This is a genomic window from Ancylobacter novellus DSM 506 (genome assembly GCF_000092925.1).
GTDB classification, from domain to species: domain Bacteria; phylum Pseudomonadota; class Alphaproteobacteria; order Rhizobiales; family Xanthobacteraceae; genus Ancylobacter; species Ancylobacter novellus.
Window position 1 is genome coordinate 1,978,162 of sequence record NC_014217.1, and the last position, 16,310, is coordinate 1,994,471.

The 16,310-nt window shown below is 67.4% G+C and carries 16 protein-coding genes; 11 read left to right on the forward strand and 5 right to left on the reverse strand.

Translation table 11 applies throughout. The features are described from left to right. Nucleotides 1–80 precede the first annotated feature (80 nt). Complete coding sequence (gene xth, locus SNOV_RS09475; protein WP_013166702.1) at nt 81–869, forward strand: exodeoxyribonuclease III; 789 nt, start codon at nt 81–83, stop codon at nt 867–869. Nucleotides 870–881: 12 nt separating this feature from the next. Here the strand turns inward: xth and SNOV_RS09480 are convergent, their stop codons facing one another. Beyond that, entirely contained in the window at nt 882–1,721 is an 840-nt protein-coding gene (locus tag SNOV_RS09480; protein ID WP_013166703.1) for a tetratricopeptide repeat protein, read from the reverse strand. After that, nucleotides 1,708–3,435: a dihydroxy-acid dehydratase gene (gene ilvD / locus SNOV_RS09485; RefSeq protein WP_013166704.1), complete on the reverse strand. Its 1,728-nt coding sequence runs from the start codon at nt 3,433–3,435 to the stop codon at nt 1,708–1,710. The genes SNOV_RS09480 and ilvD overlap by 14 nt, the downstream gene beginning before the upstream one ends. Nucleotides 3,436–3,694: 259 nt before the next feature. Here ilvD and SNOV_RS09490 point away from each other — a divergent pair, with 259 nt between their 5' ends. Beyond that, complete coding sequence (locus tag SNOV_RS09490) at nt 3,695–4,114, forward strand: lysozyme inhibitor LprI family protein (protein WP_013166705.1); 420 nt, start codon at nt 3,695–3,697, stop codon at nt 4,112–4,114. 82 nt (nt 4,115–4,196) lie between these two features. Next, nucleotides 4,197–4,400, forward strand: a complete 204-nt coding sequence (locus tag SNOV_RS09495) for a hypothetical protein (protein WP_013166706.1) — start codon at nt 4,197–4,199, stop codon at nt 4,398–4,400. A 149-nt stretch (nt 4,401–4,549) separates the two neighbouring features. On the opposite strand, the gene SNOV_RS09500 is transcribed toward SNOV_RS09495, so the two are convergent. Continuing rightward, entirely contained in the window at nt 4,550–6,367 is a 1,818-nt protein-coding gene (locus SNOV_RS09500; protein ID WP_013166707.1) for an ABC transporter ATP-binding protein, read from the reverse strand. 339 nt (nt 6,368–6,706) lie between these two features. On the opposite strand from SNOV_RS09500, the gene SNOV_RS09505 reads away from it, so the two are divergent. The 8 genes from SNOV_RS09505 to SNOV_RS09540 all read left to right on the forward strand — a co-directional run bounded on the left by SNOV_RS09505 (nt 6,707) and on the right by SNOV_RS09540 (nt 14,304). After that, complete coding sequence (locus tag SNOV_RS09505) at nt 6,707–7,531, forward strand: FadR/GntR family transcriptional regulator (protein WP_013166708.1); 825 nt, start codon at nt 6,707–6,709, stop codon at nt 7,529–7,531. A gap of 147 nt (nt 7,532–7,678) precedes the next feature. After that, on the forward strand, nt 7,679–8,878 hold the full coding sequence (locus SNOV_RS09510; RefSeq protein WP_013166709.1) for a mandelate racemase/muconate lactonizing enzyme family protein: 1,200 nt from the start codon (nt 7,679–7,681) through the stop codon (nt 8,876–8,878). 11 nt (nt 8,879–8,889) lie between these two features. After that, nucleotides 8,890–9,660 carry an SDR family oxidoreductase gene (locus SNOV_RS09515; RefSeq protein ID WP_013166710.1) on the forward strand — a complete coding sequence of 257 codons (771 nt, stop codon included), beginning with the start codon at nt 8,890–8,892 and terminating at the stop codon, nt 9,658–9,660. 52 nt (nt 9,661–9,712) lie between these two features. Further along, nucleotides 9,713–10,723 (forward strand): TRAP transporter substrate-binding protein, encoded by a 1,011-nt coding sequence (locus SNOV_RS09520; protein ID WP_013166711.1) that lies wholly within the window; start codon nt 9,713–9,715, stop codon nt 10,721–10,723. A gap of 109 nt (nt 10,724–10,832) precedes the next feature. Then, a complete protein-coding gene (locus SNOV_RS09525; RefSeq protein ID WP_013166712.1) occupies nt 10,833–11,414 on the forward strand; it encodes a TRAP transporter small permease in 582 nt (193 codons plus the stop codon). Beyond that, nucleotides 11,411–12,691, forward strand: a complete 1,281-nt coding sequence (locus tag SNOV_RS09530; protein WP_013166713.1) for a TRAP transporter large permease — start codon at nt 11,411–11,413, stop codon at nt 12,689–12,691. The genes SNOV_RS09525 and SNOV_RS09530 overlap by 4 nt, the downstream gene beginning before the upstream one ends. Nucleotides 12,692–12,733: 42 nt before the next feature. After that, entirely contained in the window at nt 12,734–13,777 is a 1,044-nt protein-coding gene (locus SNOV_RS09535) for an L-idonate 5-dehydrogenase (protein ID WP_013166714.1), read from the forward strand. 5 nt (nt 13,778–13,782) lie between these two features. After that, nucleotides 13,783–14,304: a gluconokinase gene (locus SNOV_RS09540; RefSeq protein WP_013166715.1), complete on the forward strand. Its 522-nt coding sequence runs from the start codon at nt 13,783–13,785 to the stop codon at nt 14,302–14,304. A 15-nt stretch (nt 14,305–14,319) separates the two neighbouring features. Here SNOV_RS09540 and SNOV_RS09545 read toward each other — a convergent pair whose 3' ends face one another. Further along, the gene (locus SNOV_RS09545) at nt 14,320–15,237 is read right to left on the reverse strand and encodes an SMP-30/gluconolactonase/LRE family protein (protein WP_013166716.1); all 918 of its coding nucleotides are present in this window, start codon (nt 15,235–15,237) and stop codon (nt 14,320–14,322) included. Between the two features lie 27 nt (nt 15,238–15,264). Then, nucleotides 15,265–16,278, reverse strand: a complete 1,014-nt coding sequence (locus tag SNOV_RS09550) for a LacI family DNA-binding transcriptional regulator (protein ID WP_049785721.1) — start codon at nt 16,276–16,278, stop codon at nt 15,265–15,267. Between the last annotated feature and the right edge of the window lie 32 nt (nt 16,279–16,310).

Consider the following 16,310-nt stretch of genomic DNA (forward strand, 5'->3'; position numbering starts at 1 on the left):
ACGCCGGAGCATTTGCACCGCATCCGGCGAGGCGGCATGCTGGCGGCCTGATTTGCCTAGCCACGAACGGACCTTCGCGCATGCGCATCGCCACCTGGAACGTCAATTCGGTCAAGCAGCGGCTGGAGCACGCGGTTGCCTGGCTCGGCGAGACCCGGCCGGACGTGGTCTGCCTGCAGGAGATCAAATGCGTCGACGAGGCGTTCCCGCGCGAGGCGTTCGAATCCCTCGGCTACAATGTCGCCGTGCACGGCCAGAAGGGCTTCAACGGCGTCGCCGTGCTCTCGCGCCTGCCCTTCGACGAGGTCTCCTCCGGCCTGCCGGGCGACGATGAGGACGTCCAGTCGCGCTTCATCGAGGTGGTGGTCTCGACGCCCGAGGGCGTCGCGCGCATCTGCGGCATCTATCTGCCGAACGGAAATCCGGTCGACACGGAGAAGTACCCCTACAAGCTCAACTGGATGAAGCGGCTCAAGGCGCATGTCGCCAACCGCCTCGCCTATGAGGAGCCGCTCATCGTCTGCGGCGACTACAACGTCATCCCCGAACCCGTGGACGCCGCCAACCCGGCCGCCTGGGTGAACGACGCGCTGTTCCTGCCGCAGACCCGCTCGGCCTTCCGCGAGCTGATCCATCTCGGCATGACCGAGGCGGTGCGCGCCACTACCGACGAGCCGGGCCTCTACAGCTTCTGGGATTATCAGGCCGGCGCCTGGCAGAAGAACAACGGCATCCGCATCGACCACCTGCTGCTGTCGCCGCAGGCCGCCGACCGGCTCAAGGCGGTCGGCATCGACAAGCATGTGCGGGCTTGGGAGAAGCCCTCAGACCATGTGCCGGTCTGGGTTGATCTCGCCTACAAGGCATGATTTCAGCGCAACTTAGCGCCGCGTCTTCATATATTGCTCTAGATAGACCAGCGCCATGGCGCGCTCGTCGGCATTCGCGCCGGCGAAGGCATCGTCGTAGAGGTCGACCACCCATTTGTCGTCCGGACCGGCCGCCGAGTCGCGCGCGACGGTGAGCCACATCAGCCCGCGTGCCGCCTGGCGGGGAATGCCGTCGTCACCCTTGAACAGCAGCCCGCCGAGCGCCGCCTGCGCCTGGTACTGGCCCTTATGGGCAGCGAGGCCCAGCCAGCGGGCGGCGAAGCGCGGGTCGCGCTCCACGCCGTCGCCGTCGATATAGAGACGCGCGAGGTGGTACTGCGCATCCGGGTCGCCGAAATAGGAAGCCGCATAGGCGAACATGTCGCGCGCCCGGGTAGGGTCGCGGCGGACCTTGCTGTTGGGGATGCCGACCAGATAGTAGCCGCCGAGCGCCACGAAGGCGTCGGCAGTGAAGCGCGCCTCCGGCGAGGCCGGATTGTCGTCGGCGTGCATGTTGGCGATCTGGCTGAAATATTCGAACGCCTTGATGTCGTTGCGCTCGACGCCCTCGCCTTCCGCATACATGCGGCCGAGCTTCCACTGCGCGCCGGCATGGCCCTGGTCGGCCGCGTAGCGCAGCGAATCGATGCCCTTCTCGGTCTCGCCCGAGCGCAGCGCCTGCGCGCCGAAGCGCACGAATTCCTCCACCGAGCGCGGCTTGCCGGTCGGCGACAGGATGGTCGGCGCCGCGGCGTTGCCTCCGCCGCCGGGCGTGCCGTCGAACGCCGCGGCCGGCGCGACGGCGAAGAAGGCCAGAACGCTGGCCAGGAGAACTCGGTCAGATATCCGCATAGCACGTCGTCTCGGCCGCGCCGCCCGGATGAGTGACCGCCCCGTCACGGGCGGGCCCCACGGCCTGCGCGAACTTCCAGATGGCCCCCGAGCCGACGGGCGAGGGACGCGGCGCCCATTCCGCCTTGCGGGCGGCGAGTTCCTCGTCCGAGAGCGCCACGTCCAGCGTGCCCTCTACTGCGTCGATGGTGATGATGTCGCCGTCGCGGATCAGCCCGATCGGGCCGCCGACCGCCGCCTCCGGCCCGACATGGCCGATGCAGAAGCCCCGCGTGGCGCCGGAGAAGCGTCCGTCGGTGATGAGCGCCACCTTGTCGCCCACGCCCTGCCCGTAGAGCGCGGCGGTGGTGGAGAGCATCTCCCGCATGCCGGGGCCGCCCTTCGGCCCCTCATAGCGGATGACCAGCACGTCGCCTTCCTTATAGGCGCGCTTGGTCACCGCCTCGAAGCAGGCCTCCTCGCCGTCGAAGCAGCGGGCCGGCCCGGTGAATTTCTGGTTCTTCAGCCCCGCCACCTTCACGATGGCGCCGTCGGGCGCGAGATTGCCCTTGAGGCCGACCACGCCGCCGGTGGCGGTGATCGGATCGTTGGCCGGGCGCACCACGTCCTGGTGCGGGTTCCACTTCACCGAGGCCATGTTCTCGGCGATGGTGCGGCCCGTCACCGTCATGCAGTCGCCGTGCAGGTAGCCGTGCTCCAGCAGCGTCTTCATCAGCAGCGGGATGCCGCCGGCCTCGAACATGTCCTTGGCGACGTAGCGCCCACCGGGCTTGAGGTCGGCGATATAGGGCGTGCGCCGGAAGATCTCGGCGACGTCGAACAGGTCGAACTTGATGCCGACCTCATGCGCCATGGCCGGCAGGTGCAGCGCCGCATTGGTCGAGCCGCCCGAGGCGGCGACCACGGTCGCGGCATTCTCCAGCGCCTTGCGGGTGACGATGTCGCGCGGGCGGATGTTGCGGGCGAGGAGATCCATGATCTGCTCGCCGGCCGCGGCGCAGAACTTGTCGCGGATCTCGTAAGGCGCCGGCGCGCCGGCCGAATAGGGCAGCGCCAGGCCGATCGCCTCGGAAACAGTCGCCATGGTGTTGGCGGTGAACTGGGCGCCGCAGGCGCCCGCCGAGGGGCACGCGACCTGCTCGATCTCGTCGAGGTCCTCGTCGGACATCAGCCCGACCGAGTGCTTGCCGACCGCCTCGAACATGTCCTGCACCGTGACCGGCTGGCCGCGGAAGGAACCGGGCAGAATCGAGCCGCCATAGATGAAGATGGACGGCACGTTGAGGCGCAGCATGGCCATCATCATGCCTGGCAGCGACTTGTCGCAGCCGGCGATGCCGATCAGCGCGTCATAGGAATGGCCGCGCATGGTGAGCTCGACCGAGTCGGCGATCACCTCGCGCGAGGCGAGCGAGGCCTTCATGCCCTCGTGCCCCATGGCGATGCCGTCGGTGACGGTGATGGTGCAGAACTCGCGCGGGGTGCCGGCGGCGGAAGCGACGCCCTTCTTCACCGCCTGCGCCTGGCGCATCAGCGAGATGTTGCAGGGAGCGGCCTCGTTCCAACAGGAGGCGACGCCTACCAGCGGCTGGTGGATCTGCTCCTTGGTCAGGCCCATCGCATAGAGATAGGAGCGATGCGGAGCGCGCGCCGGACCTTCGGTCACATGGCGGCTCGGCAGGTTCCGCTTGTCGATGATGGTCCTGACGTCCATTTGTACTTCACGCATCCCGGCGCGGAGGTTTCACTCGGGTAACGGCACCCGGACACTACTATCCCCCGTCTATCCGTCGGATTTCGTGCCGGTTTGTGGCGGCTTCGCGGCACCAAGGCCCTCCGGCTGCTCTTATGGTTGCGAATGCGTGACACTGTTGCCGGAGCGACACGCAAAATAGGTATCAGAATGCCGCAAAACGACGCCCGGCAGAGAATGGTCTCGCACCTTAAGTCCTTGTTAACCAAGGGAAAATGAAATGGTTGCTTTTGCCTTGAGGTGGGCGGTTGCTGCCGCCATCACCTTTCCGGGCGTGATCTCCGGTCCCGCGCTGGCGCAGGATTGCGCCGATCCTACCCAGATGGGGCTCGACCAGTGCGCAGGCGCGGCGTTCAAGAAGTCGGATGCCCGCCTCAACCAGGTCTATGGCCAGATCGCCGCCCGTCTCTCCGGCGATGCCGCGACCAAGGCGAAGCTCGTTGCCGCCCAGCGCGCCTGGATCGCCTTCCGCGATGCCGAATGCGCCTTCCGCGCCGCGGGCGTCGAGGGCGGCAGCATCCATTCGATGACGGTGACGCTGTGCCGGAAGGACGTCACCGACCGCCGCGTCACAGAACTGGAGCCGCTGCTGAACTGCGAGGAAGGCGACACGAGCTGCCCGGTGCCGGCGGCGCAGTAGCCGTCGCGCGATCGTCACATTCCTTGGCAGGAGGTATGTTACGCACCGCTATCCGCAGGTGAGCGGCGTAACGGAGGACGGAATGTCGAGCGGCAACATCGTCGAGCGGCTGAGGGCCATGGCGGCGGACCTTGACAGGTTTCCCCGCGACAAGGTCGAGGACGAACTGTCCGAGGCCGCGGACGTGATCGAGCGCCTGCGCGCCGAACTCGACCGGCTGCTGCCGCCGGCGGTCACCGATGCCGCCCCCCAGCCCCCGGTGCCGCCGACCTCGCCGACTGCGTGAACCGTAGCCTCCCGAAAGGCTGACCGGCCGATCGACGAGTACGGCGCCCTCCCCGCATCGGTGTTGATCTTTGGACGGTCGAACGTCGCTTTCCCGATAGCACAATCACCCGGCGGCCCGGCTTGGTGCGGGCCGCCGGGTGGACGTCGTCACTCCGCAGGCTGCCGATCGTCGATGCCGGTCTCCGCGATCTGCGCCATGCCGTCCGACTGGCGCTCGAACAGCCGGCGGTAGCGTCCGCCCGGACGGGCGAGCAGCGTCTCGTGCCGGCCATCCTCTAGGATACGGCCGTGCTCGAAGACCAGGATGCGGTCCATCGCCCGCACCGTGGAGAGACGGTGCGCGATGACGATCGCCGTGCGTCCCTGCATCAACCGCTCCATCGCCTGCTGGATCGCGCCTTCCGATTCCGAATCGAGGCTGGAGGTCGCCTCGTCGAGAATGAGGATCGGCGCGTCGGCCAGGAAGGCGCGGGCGATCGCCACGCGCTGGCGCTCGCCGCCGGAGAGCTTCACGCCCCGCTCGCCGACCAGCGTGCGGTAGCCCTTCGGCAGCCGCTCGATGAAGTCGTGCGCATTGGCGAGCCTCGCCGCGCGCTCGATCTCGGCCGCGCTGGCGCCGGGCCGGGCATAGGCGATGTTCTCCGCCAGCGTACGGTGAAACAGGATCGGCTCCTGCTGCACGATGGCGATCTGCCCGCGCAGCGAGGCCTGCGCCACCTCGCGCACATCGTGCCCGTCGATCAGCACCCGTCCGTCGGTGACGTCGTAGAGCCGCTGCAGCAGCTTCACGAAGGTGGTCTTGCCCGAACCGGAGGGACCAACCAACCCCACGCGCTGCCCGGCGGGGATCACCACGTCGAGCCCGGAGAACAAGGGCGCGGCATGCCGGCCATAATGGAAGGTGACGTGCTCGAAGCGCACCTCGCCGCCGCGTATGGCTACAGGCTGCGCCTCCTCCCCGTCGGCGACGCCGGCGGTGAGCCCGTGCAGGTCGACCATCTCCTCCATGTCGTTCACCGCGCGCTGCAGGTTGTGCACGTGCTGGCCGATATCGCGCAGATAGCCGTGCAGCACGAAATAGGTGGTCAGCACATAGGTGACATCGCCCGGCGTAGCGCGTCCCTGCCACCACAGCCACAGCGCCGTGGCGGTGACGGCAGTGCGCACGACCCAGAGCAGCGCGAACTCGCCGCTGGCGCTCCACGTCGCCAGCATCCAGGTGCGCCGCACCCGCCGCCGCCAGCGCGTCACCACCGCGGCCAGCCGCTCGTCCTCGCGTGCCTCGGCGCCGAAGGCCTTCACGACCTGGTTGGCACCGAGCGTGTCAGAGAGAATGCCGCCGATGCGGGTGTCCCATGCATTGGACAGCCGCGCGGCGGGCGCGACGACGCGGGTGGCCAGCGTGACGGTGAGCGCGCCATAGGCCAGCGCGCCGACCGCCATGACCAGCCCCATCACCGGCCAGTGCAGCATGAGGAGCAGCACCGTGCCGGCGAGCACCACCACCGAGGGCAGGAGCGAGAGCAGCAGCACATCGTTGATGACGTCGAGCGCCCACATGCCGCGGGTGATCTTGCGCACGGTGGAGCCGGCGAAGCTGTTGGCGTGCCAGTCGCTGGAGAAGCGCTGCACGCGGTGGAACGCCTCGCGCACGACATCCGACATGATGCCGAGCGTCAGCGGCACCACGCCCCACCAGGCGAGATGGCGCAGCACGACCATGGCGAGGCCGAGACCGGCCATCACAAGGAAGGCATCCAGCGCGGCCGGCGCCTCGCCCTTGCCGGCGGTGAGCGCGTCGATCAGCCGGCCGGCATAGAGCGGCACGAAGATCTCGGTCAGCGTCGCCAGCACGATGGCCGCGCCGATGCCCGCCGCCATGGGCCAGCGGCGCGCCCAATGTCGGAAGGTGAAGGCAAGGACGTTGCGCAGCGCGTCGCTGCCGTGTTTGGACGAGAAGGACATGGGGAACGCAGGCGCGAAGGCGCGCCTCTCCTGCGAAGGAACTGTGCTCAGCGCGAGGAAAACGGAGTGCCGGATGGCGGGGGAGCGCGGCTCCGCGGCCTGCCGAACTAGCCGTGCGGCTTCACAGCCGGGGTGGGCTGACGAAACAGAATGGTCATTCGCGCCCCTCCCTGGTTCGCAGTTTGCGATTGCTAGTCAGTACCACGATCCGACGTCGCGGACAATCTCACGCGGCTCGGGATCGGCCGGCGAGCCTCCGCCGGGGCGGTCGGCGCGACATCCCCGACTGCGGGTGGACGGCGCCATTGACGGCTCATTCATCATACGTATGATGAATGCATGACCCTCTACCACGACACGCTGGAGCGACTGGGGAAGGATATCTGCGCGGGACGCTATCGTCCCGGCCAGGTCATTCCGGCCGAGCCGCTGCTGTGCGCGCAACTGGGCGTCAGCCGCATCGTGCTGCGGGAGGCGATCAAGGGGCTGGCGTCGAAGGGGCTGCTGGAGGCGCGTCGGCGTACCGGCACAGTGGTGCTGGAGCAGAACCGCTGGAGCCTGCTCGATCCGGAAGTGATGATCTGGCGCGCCGATGCCAACGGGGTCGATCTCGCCCTCGGTTCCGACATCATGGAGCTGCGCCGCATCATCGAGCCGGCCGCCGCACGCCTCGCCGCCGAGCGCGCGCGCCCCGAGGAATTGGCGGCGTTGCGGGCCGCCTATGAGGCGATGGCCGCCGCCGCGGTCGACGGCCAGGGTGATTACGTCGCCGCGGACATCGCCTTCCACAGCACCATCATCCGCGCCTGCTCCAATCCCTTCGTCACCCAGTTGCAGAGCGTGATGTCGACGGTACTGCGCATCTGCTTCGAACGGGTCGCCGCCGTTCCCGGCGGCCGCATCCACTCGCTGCCGCTGCATCGCCGGGTCTGCGAAGCCATCGAGCAGCGGCGGCCCTCGGAGGCCGGCGACGCGATCATCGCGCTGCTCGACGATGCCGAGAGCGACATGCGCCGATTGCTGAATGCGGACCCCGGAGCCTTTCTCACGCCGGCCCAGAAGGCCAGTGCGGCCGAGATCCAGAAACGAGCCGATCAAGAGCTCGACCGCAAAAAGAGCGATAAAGCCCTGGAGGAACGCCATGACCGAAGCGTCCTGATCTAGCGCGCTGCGCCTCGCGCAGTGATCGCTCGCGCCGCACCGGCTGTCCTGTGCAGCGGCGGGCTCATGCACCTTATCTGTGATCCATCGGCCAGCCGGTCCACCAGGACGGGCAATGCCTTCCTGCACCCTTAGAGCCTCTGCAATCTCATGAAAATCACCGCCATCGAGACGATACGCGTCGCCGAGTTCGGCAACCTGCTCTGGGTGCACGTCCACACCGACGAAGGCGTGATCGGCCTTGGCGAGACCTTCTACGGCGCCGGGGCGGTCGAAGCGCACATCCATGACACGCTGGCCGGCCGGCTGCTCGGCCGCGATCCGCTGCGCATCGAGGCGCTCAACCGCGACATGGTGAACCTGCCGCTGGCGCAGGCGTCGACCGGCGTCGAGTACCGCGCAGCATCCGCCATCGACTTCGCGCTGTGGGACATTTTCGGCAAGGTCTGCAACCAGCCGGTCCACCAGATGCTCGGCGGCCTCGCCCACGACCGGCTGCGGCTCTACAATACGTGCGCGGGTTACAAATATGTCCGCTCCATGAGCATCAAGCCGGTTTCCACCTGGGGACTTGGCGAGGCCGAGGGCCCCTATGAGGACCTCGATGCCTTCATGAACCGCTCCGACGAGCTGGCCGAGAGCCTGCTCGACGAGGGCATCACCGCCATGAAGATCTGGCCCTTCGATCCGGCCGGCATCGAGACCGGCGGCAACTTCATCTCCGCCGAGCAGATGAAGACGGCGATCCAGCCTTTCGAGAAGATCCGCAGGGCGGTCGGCGACAAGATGGAGATCATGGTCGAGTTCCATTCGCTGTGGAACCTGCCGACCGCCAAGAAGATCGCGCGTGCGCTCGAACCCTATGCGCCCACCTGGTACGAAGACCCGATCCGGATGAATTCGCCGCAGGCGCTCGCCGAATATGCGCGCTCGACGGATGTGTGGGTCTGCGCCAGCGAGACGCTGGGCTCGCGCTATGCCTATCAGGACTATCTCAACGTCGATGCCGCCCATGTGGTGATGGTCGACCTGTGCTGGACCGGCGGCCTCACCGAGGGCCGCAAGATCGCCGCGCAGGCGGACACCTATCACCGCCCCTTCGCCCCGCATGACTGCACCGGGCCGGTCGCCTTCGCCGCCGCGATCCACTGCTCGTTCAGCCAGCCGAACACGCTGATCCAGGAGTCGGTCCGCGCCTTCTATCGCGGCTGGTACACCGAGCTCGTCACCAACCTGCCCCGGATCGAAGGCGGCTACGCCTATCCGATGGAGGGCGCCGGGCTCTGCCTGGAGCTCAAGCCGGAGGTCTTCAAGCGCGACGACGTCACCCTCCGCCGCAGCACGCTCTGAGAGACACGACCATGTCCACCTCCCTCTTCTCTCTCGCCGGCCGCACCGCCCTCGTCACCGGCTCCGCACGCGGGCTCGGCTACGGAATTGCGCGCGGCCTCGCCCAGGCTGGCGCAAAGGTCGTGCTCAACGGGACCAAGGCCGACACCACGGAGGAGGCGCGCCGCGCCCTCGAGGGCGAGGGCCTTCTCGCCCATGCGCTACCCTTCGACGTGACGGACGATGCCGCGGTCGCGGATGCCTTCACCGAGCTCGACGCGCAGGACATCGCCATCGACATCCTCGTCAACAATGCCGGTATCCAGTTCCGTAAGCCCATGGTCGACCTCGACCCGGCCGACTGGCGCCGGGTGCTCGAAGTCGATCTCACCAGCGCCTTCCTGGTCAGCCAGCAGGCGGCCCGCCGCATGATCGCGCGGGGCTGCGGCGGCAAGATCATCAACATCGCCTCGCTCATGAGCCAGGCGGCGCGGGCGACGGTTGCGCCCTACACGGCGGCCAAGGGCGGCATCAAGACGCTGACCTATTCCATGGTCGCGGAGTGGGCGCAGTTCAACATCCAGGCCAACGCCATCGGTCCCGGCTACATGGCGACCGACATGAACGAGGCCCTGATGAACGATCCGGCCTTCGATGCCTGGGTCAAGGGGCGCACCCCGGCACGACGCTGGGGCCAGCCCGACGAACTGGTCGGCGCGGCGGTGTTCCTCGCCTCGCCGGCCTCCAACTACGTCAACGGCCAGCTCATCTACGTCGACGGTGGCATGCTGGCCGTCCTCTAAGCGGCTCAAGACGAAGCCGCACACCTAACCGGATGCACCAAGGAGAAGACAGATGAAGACCGCTATCGGACTACGCGCCGCCGTCGCGGCGTTCGCTACCATCGCCCTGATGGCCGGCCCCGCTTCGGCGGAAATCAAGGCCAAGGTCGGCCACGCCATGCCGGAGAGCCATCCGCAGGCCGCGGCGATGAACAAGTTCGCCGAGCTTGTCGGCACCTACACCAATGGCAATGTGAAGCTGCAGACCTATCACGGCGCCCTGCTCGGCAGCGACGAGAAGCAGCTTCAGGCCGTGCAGGCCGGCACGCAGGAGTTCTACATCGGCACGCTGGCGCCGCTGTCCTCGCGCGTGAAGGAAGTGCAGGTCTGGGATCTGCCCTTCATGTTCCAGAACACCAAGGAAGTGTACGCCGTGCTCGACGGTCCTTCCTCCAAGCAGATCTTCGAGAAGATCGAGCCGTCGGGTCTCGTCGGCCTCACCTGGACCGGCATGGGCTTCCGCAACCTGTCGAACAGCCGCCATCCCGTGACCAAGCTGGACGATGTTTCCGGCCTCAAGCTGCGCGTGATGGCGAACCCGGTCGCCCTCGACACCTGGAAGACCATCGGCGCGAACGCCACGCCGATGCCCTTCTCGGAGGTCTTCCCGGCTCTCGAGGTGAAGGCCATCGACGGCCAGGAGAACCCGCTCCTGCATATGTATGCCAACAAGATGCAGGAAGTGCAGAAGTACATCTCGCTCACCAACCACGTCTATACGCCCGTGGCGCTGGTGGCCTCGAAGAAGTTCTGGGACAAGCTGACGCCGGCCGACCAGGACGCGATCCGCAAGGCGGCGGTGGAAGCCGGCCTGCTTCAGCGCAAGCTGCTGGACGAGGGTGATCGCGACGTCATCGCCAAGTTCAAGGAAGCCGGCGTCGAGGTGGACGAGGTCCCCGCCGATCAGCTCGCCCGCATCCAGGCGCAGGTGAAGCCGGTGGTGGAGAAGTTCAAGCCGCAGATCGGCGACGCCTTCGTCGACGGCTTCTTTGCCGAAATCCAGAAGGCGCGTAGCGCCAACTGAGCGATCGCGATCCGGCGGTCCGCCCGAGTGGGCCGCCGGGCCTCCCTTCACCGGCGCACCCCTTTCTTCCGGCGACGGAACGGCGCTCGGCTTTTCCCGAGGTGTCTCGATGAACCAACTGCTCAAGTTGGCTATCGCAGCCTTCTACCGCGTGATCGAGGTCGTGATGGTGCTGTGCATGGTCGTCATGCTCGTCACCGTCTTCAGCAATGTCGTGCTGAGGCTCGGCTTCAACACCGGCATCAACCTGTCGGACGAACTGCCGCGTTTCGCCTTCGTCTGGCTCACCTTCCTCGGCGCCATCGTCGGCCTGCACCGGCGCGCGCATCTGGGCGTCGATCTCGTGGTACGAGCCCTGCCGCTGCTCGGCCGCAAGCTGTGCTGGGGCATAAGCCAGGCGATCATGCTCGTGTGCAGCCTCTACATGCTCTACGGCACCTGGCTGCAGCACGACATCATCGCCGGCAATTCCTCGCCGGTCGCGCAGATCTCGACGCTGTGGGTCTACGGCGTGAGCTACGTCACCGGCACCGCCATCGGCCTCATCTGCATCGCCAATCTCATCGGCCTTTTCCTGGGCCACGTCGCCGAGGAAGAGCTCATCGACGTGAACGAAGAGGGGATGTCGGAGGTGCACGAGATCGAGCACGAGCTTGCCGACCAGGGCATCCGCAAGGGGACGGCGTCATGATCGTGCTGGTCTTCGTCGGCTCGCTGCTGGGCCTCATGGCGCTGGGCATGCCGGTCGCGTTCGCGCTGATCGGCTGCGGTCTCGCCATGATGTTCTACATGGGGATCACCGATCCCCAGATCATCATTCAGAACATGTGGGACGGCGCCAACAGCTTCCCGCTGCTTGCCGTTCCCTTCTTCATGCTGGCCGGCGAGTTCATGAATGCCGGCGGCATGACGCGGCGCATCATCACCATGGCCATGGCCTGGGTGGGCCATATTCGCGGCGGCCTCGGCTATGTCGCGGTGATGGCGGCGGTGATCATGGCCTCGCTCTCCGGCTCGGCGGTGGCGGATACGGCCGCGCTCGCCTCCGTGCTGGTGCCGCTGATGCGCAGGTCCGGCTACGACGTGAACCGTTCCTGCGGCCTCATCGCCTGCGGCGGCATTATCGCCCCCGTCATCCCGCCCTCGATCGGCATGATCATCTTCGGCGTGACCGGCGGGGTGTCGATCACCAAGCTGTTCATCGCCGGCATCGTGCCGGGCGTGCTGATGGGCATCGCCATCATGCTGGCCTGGCGCTGGTGCATCCAGAAGGACAATCCGCGGGTCGAGCCGCGCCGTCCGATGTCCGAGCGCCTCGTCGAAACCCGCGACGCCTTCTGGGCGCTGCTTCTGCCGGTGGTCATCGTCGGCGGCCTGAAGTTCGGCATCTTCACCCCGACGGAAGCCGCCGTCATCGCCGCGGTCTACTCGCTCTTCGTGGGCGTGGTCATCTATCGCGAGATCAAGCTGCGCGACCTGTTCCACCTGATCTACCGCGCGGCCGAGACCACCGCCGTGATCATGTTCCTGGTCGCCGCCGCCGGCGTCTCCGCCTGGCTGATCACCACCGCCGACATTCCCCAGCAGCTCGCCGAGATCGTCGCGCCCTTCATGGACAGCCCGATCCTGCTGATGGCCGTGCTGATGGTGCTGGTGTTCATCATCGGCACGGCGCTGGATTTCACCCCCACCGTGCTGATCCTCACCCCGGTGCTGATGCCGGTGGTGAAGCAGGCAGGCATCGACCCCGTCTATTTCGGCGTGCTGTTCATCATGAACAACGCGCTGGGACTGGTGACACCGCCCGTGGGCACCGTCCTCAACGTGGTCTGCGGCGTCGCCAAGGTGCCGATGAGCGGCGTGATCCGCGGCGTGCTGCCCTTCCTCATCGCCCAGACCATCGTGATGTTCCTGCTCGTCGCCTTCCCGCAGATCGTCATGTGGCCGCTGCACTGGATGACCCGCTGAGGCGGGTCATCTCTCTTCTCTGTATTCAAGGACGTCACCGACATGCGCGCCATCGTCATCCACGCTCCGCACGATGTGCGCTTAGAGTCCATGCCGGCCGCCGTGCCCGGCCCGCACGACGTCGTCGTGCGGATGGGAGCGGGCGGCATTTGCGGGTCGGACCTGCACTATTTCCACCAAGGCGGCTTCGGCGTGGTGCGCCTTCGCGAGCCCATGGTGCTCGGCCATGAGGTCGCCGGCACGGTGAAGGCGGTCGGGACGGCGGTGACCGCGGTCAAGGTCGGGGACAAGGTCGCGGTGAACCCGTCGGGACCTTGCGGTGAGTGCGACTATTGCCGGCGCGGCCTGCGCAACCAGTGCCTCGACATGCGCTTCTACGGCAGCGCCATGCGGTTTCCCCATGTCCAGGGCGCCTTCCGCGAGGAGATGACCGTCCCTGAAACGCAGGCGGTGAAGGTCGCCGACGACCTCGACCTGTCGCTCGCCGCGCTGTGCGAACCCTTCGCCGTGGCGCTGCACGCGGTGGCGCAGGCGGGCGACCTGACCGGCAGGACCGTGCTGGTCTCCGGCTGCGGGCCGATCGGCTGCCTCGTCATCGCCGCCGCGAAGCTCGCGGGCGCCGGCACCATCGTGGCCACCGACATCGCGCCGGAGGCCCTCGCCATCGCTTCCCGCCTTGGCGCGACGCGCTGCGTCGACGTCTCCGGCGGAACGGGCGAACTGGCGGACCTCGCGATCGACAAGGGCCGGGTCGACGTGCCCTTCGAATGCTCCGGCAACGGGCGCGCGCTGGCCACGGCCATCGAGCTGACGCGCCCGCGCGGCGTCATCGTGCTGGTCGGCCTCGGCGGCGAGCAGCCCCTGCCGATGAACGCCATCGTCACCAAGGAACTCAACATTTCCGGCAGCTTCCGCTTCGACGCCGAATTCGCCCGCGCCGCCGAGCTGATCTCCAGCCGGCAGGTCGACCTCGCGCCGATGCTGACCGGCAGCTTCCCGATCGAGGAGGCGGAAGCGGCGTTCGCGCTGGCCTCGGACCGGCGGCGGGCGATGAAGGTGCAGTTCCGCTTCAGTGACGCAGTGTGACCGCCATGGCGCGTGAAGCGCTTCCCGCCATCGTGGTGATGGGTGTCTGCGGATGCGGAAAGTCCTCGATCGGTCAGGCGCTCGCGGAGCAGTTCGGCGCCACCTTCATCGAAGGCGACGCGCTCCACCCGCCCGCCAGCATCGCCAAGATGGCCCGCGGAGAGCCGCTCGACGACGAGGACCGCAAGCCCTGGCTTGAGGCGATCTGCCGGGCCATCGCGGAGAACCGTGCCGCCGGGCGCGGCGTGGTGGTCTCGTGCTCGGCGCTGCGCCGCGCCTATCGCGACCATCTGCGCACCGCCGGGCCGTTGCGGTTCGTCTTCCTGAACGGTTCCACGACGGTGCTCGCCGAGCGCATGAGCCGGCGCGAAGGCCATTTCATGCCGCTCGCGCTTCTCGACAGCCAGCTCGCCACGTTGGAAGACCCGACCGGCGAGGCGGATGTCGTGCCGGTCGACATCGACCGCCCTCTCGCCGACGTCATCGCCCGTGCAGGCGAAGCGCTCCGCCGCGACGACCTCCGATAGTCCGACATGACACTCTCAGCAGTGCGAGAACATCAGGCGCCCTGGTGTTTCCACTCTGGCGGTCAGGATTTGGCCGGTCTCCGATTCCGTGATGTAGAGCGTGCGGCGATCCTCGCCGCCATAGGCCAGATTGGTAGTGGCCAGCCCCGCGCATGACTTTACCCGCGCCACCGGCTCGCCAATTGCGTTGACGATCCAGACGCTTCCCAGACCGAGATGGGCGATGGCGAGACCGCCCGCCTCGTCGATCGCCAGCCCGTCGGGTCCGTTGCCGCCCGACAGCCGGATATAGGCGCCGACCTTGAAGGCCGCTCCCGAGGCATTCAGCGGCACGCGCCAGACCGCGTTGTCGCGCGTCACGTTGAGGAAGACGATATCTTCGTCGAGGTTGAGCACCAGCCCGTTGGGACTGGGGATTCCCTGCAGCAGCATGTCGAGCCGCCCGCCATCGGCACGAAGGCGGTAGAGCCGGCCGCTCGGGTCCTGCAAGCCGGTCAGGCCCTGATCGGTGAAATAGAGGTCGCCATTGCTGGCGAAGAACAGGTCGTTCACGCCCTTGAACGGACCGAATTCGGAAGCCTGAACCACCGGCTCGACGGCACCGCGTTCCGGGTCCAGGAGCATGATGCCATGACGGAAATCAGCGACGAAGATGCGGCCGTCGCGATGGATCTTCAGCCCGTTGGGCTCGCCGTCATACTCGATCACCAGGGTGAATTCGCCGTCGGGCGAGACACGGAAGATGCGTCCCCAGGCGACGTCGACGACGTAGAGATTGCCCAGCCGGTCGAAGGAAGGCCCCTCGAGGAACACCGGCGTCGGCCGCCCGCCGCGTTGGACCTGCGCCCATTTCGAGGTGCGGCCATGTATGCGGAATCGCTCGGGAACGCGCGCGAAGACGGTGGTCTCGATGACGGGCGGCGGTGCGTACATGGGCGTTCTGCCAGAAGAGGAAGGAAGTCAGGACTTGCGCGGCGGCGCGGTGGTGTCGCGCACCATCAGGCCGACCGGGATTTCGACCGTCGGCGGCGCCGGCTCGCCGGCAACCCGTGCCAGCAGATATTCGGCGGCGCGCACGCCGATCTCGCGCGCCGGCACATGCAGCGTGGTCAGCGCCGGACGGATCTGCGACGCGAAGTCGAGATCGTCGAAACCCGCGATCGAGATGTCCTGCGGAACCCGGATGCCCTGCCGGGCGCACTCTATGAGGGCGCCGAAGGCGAGCATGTCATTGCCGCAATAGACCGCCGTCGGCGGGTTGGGCGTGCCGAGCAGCGCCCGCAACGCCAGCTGCCCCTCGACGATACGGTAGGGTCGCTCGATGAGGGCTTGCTGGCCGAGTGCAAGGCCCCGTTCGGCGAGCACCCGGCGCATGCCTTCGAGACGTCCCCGCGCACGGTCATTGTCGCGGGTGATGCCTGCGATCGCGCCGATGCGGGTGTGGCCGAGGTCCAGCAGATGCGTGGCGATGCGTCCGGCGGCCTCGACATTGTCGAAGCCGACGCTGGGCACGTCCTTGGACAGCACCCAGGTCACGACGAAGGGGATGTTGCGCTGCTGAAGGAAGTTCAGCATCTCGGGATCGTGCTCGGCGCCCACCAGCATCATGCCCTGGGCGCCGTGCGCCACCAGCGCCATCACCTTCTCGAATTCGTTCTTCCGGTCATAGCCGCTGCTGGCCAGTGTGAAGCCGTAGCCGGATTCGCGAAGGCGGTTCTGCATGGCCTCTGCGCCGGCAGCGAAGTTGGGGTTCTCCAGATGCGGAATGATCGCCCCGATCACCGGCCATTGCCGCGCCCGCGCGATGCGCGCGGCGCCCTGCGGGACATAGCCGAGCCGTGCGGCGGCCGCCTCGATGCTGCTCTTCACCTCAGGAGCGACGGGCCCCGTGCCGTTGAGCGCCCGCGACACCGTCGCGCCGGAGACCCCGACCGCCCGTGCGATGTCCTCGACCCGTACTCGACCTGAAGGCATACGCTTGGGCCGCAATCTCTTCCCCTCATCAG

What these genes read in the sequence shown, in the direction of transcription:
- SNOV_RS09540 (WP_013166715.1), top strand. Translation starts at nt 13,783, where the DNA reads ATGGCGCGTGAAGCGCTTCCCGCCATCGTGGTGATGGGTGTCTGCGGA.
- SNOV_RS09490 (WP_013166705.1), top strand. Translation starts at nt 3,695, where the DNA reads ATGGTTGCTTTTGCCTTGAGGTGGGCGGTTGCTGCCGCCATCACCTTT.
- SNOV_RS09530 (WP_013166713.1), top strand. Translation starts at nt 11,411, where the DNA reads ATGATCGTGCTGGTCTTCGTCGGCTCGCTGCTGGGCCTCATGGCGCTG.
- SNOV_RS09515 (WP_013166710.1), top strand. Translation starts at nt 8,890, where the DNA reads ATGTCCACCTCCCTCTTCTCTCTCGCCGGCCGCACCGCCCTCGTCACC.
- ilvD (WP_013166704.1), bottom strand. Translation starts at nt 3,435, where the DNA reads ATGGACGTCAGGACCATCATCGACAAGCGGAACCTGCCGAGCCGCCAT.
- SNOV_RS09495 (WP_013166706.1), top strand. Translation starts at nt 4,197, where the DNA reads ATGTCGAGCGGCAACATCGTCGAGCGGCTGAGGGCCATGGCGGCGGAC.
- SNOV_RS09545 (WP_013166716.1), bottom strand. Translation starts at nt 15,237, where the DNA reads ATGTACGCACCGCCGCCCGTCATCGAGACCACCGTCTTCGCGCGCGTT.
- SNOV_RS09550 (WP_049785721.1), bottom strand. Translation starts at nt 16,278, where the DNA reads ATGCCTTCAGGTCGAGTACGGGTCGAGGACATCGCACGGGCGGTCGGG.
- SNOV_RS09525 (WP_013166712.1), top strand. Translation starts at nt 10,833, where the DNA reads ATGAACCAACTGCTCAAGTTGGCTATCGCAGCCTTCTACCGCGTGATC.
- xth (WP_013166702.1), top strand. Translation starts at nt 81, where the DNA reads ATGCGCATCGCCACCTGGAACGTCAATTCGGTCAAGCAGCGGCTGGAG.
- SNOV_RS09535 (WP_013166714.1), top strand. Translation starts at nt 12,734, where the DNA reads ATGCGCGCCATCGTCATCCACGCTCCGCACGATGTGCGCTTAGAGTCC.
- SNOV_RS09500 (WP_013166707.1), bottom strand. Translation starts at nt 6,367, where the DNA reads ATGTCCTTCTCGTCCAAACACGGCAGCGACGCGCTGCGCAACGTCCTT.
- SNOV_RS09510 (WP_013166709.1), top strand. Translation starts at nt 7,679, where the DNA reads ATGAAAATCACCGCCATCGAGACGATACGCGTCGCCGAGTTCGGCAAC.
- SNOV_RS09480 (WP_013166703.1), bottom strand. Translation starts at nt 1,721, where the DNA reads ATGCGGATATCTGACCGAGTTCTCCTGGCCAGCGTTCTGGCCTTCTTC.
- SNOV_RS09505 (WP_013166708.1), top strand. Translation starts at nt 6,707, where the DNA reads ATGACCCTCTACCACGACACGCTGGAGCGACTGGGGAAGGATATCTGC.
- SNOV_RS09520 (WP_013166711.1), top strand. Translation starts at nt 9,713, where the DNA reads ATGAAGACCGCTATCGGACTACGCGCCGCCGTCGCGGCGTTCGCTACC.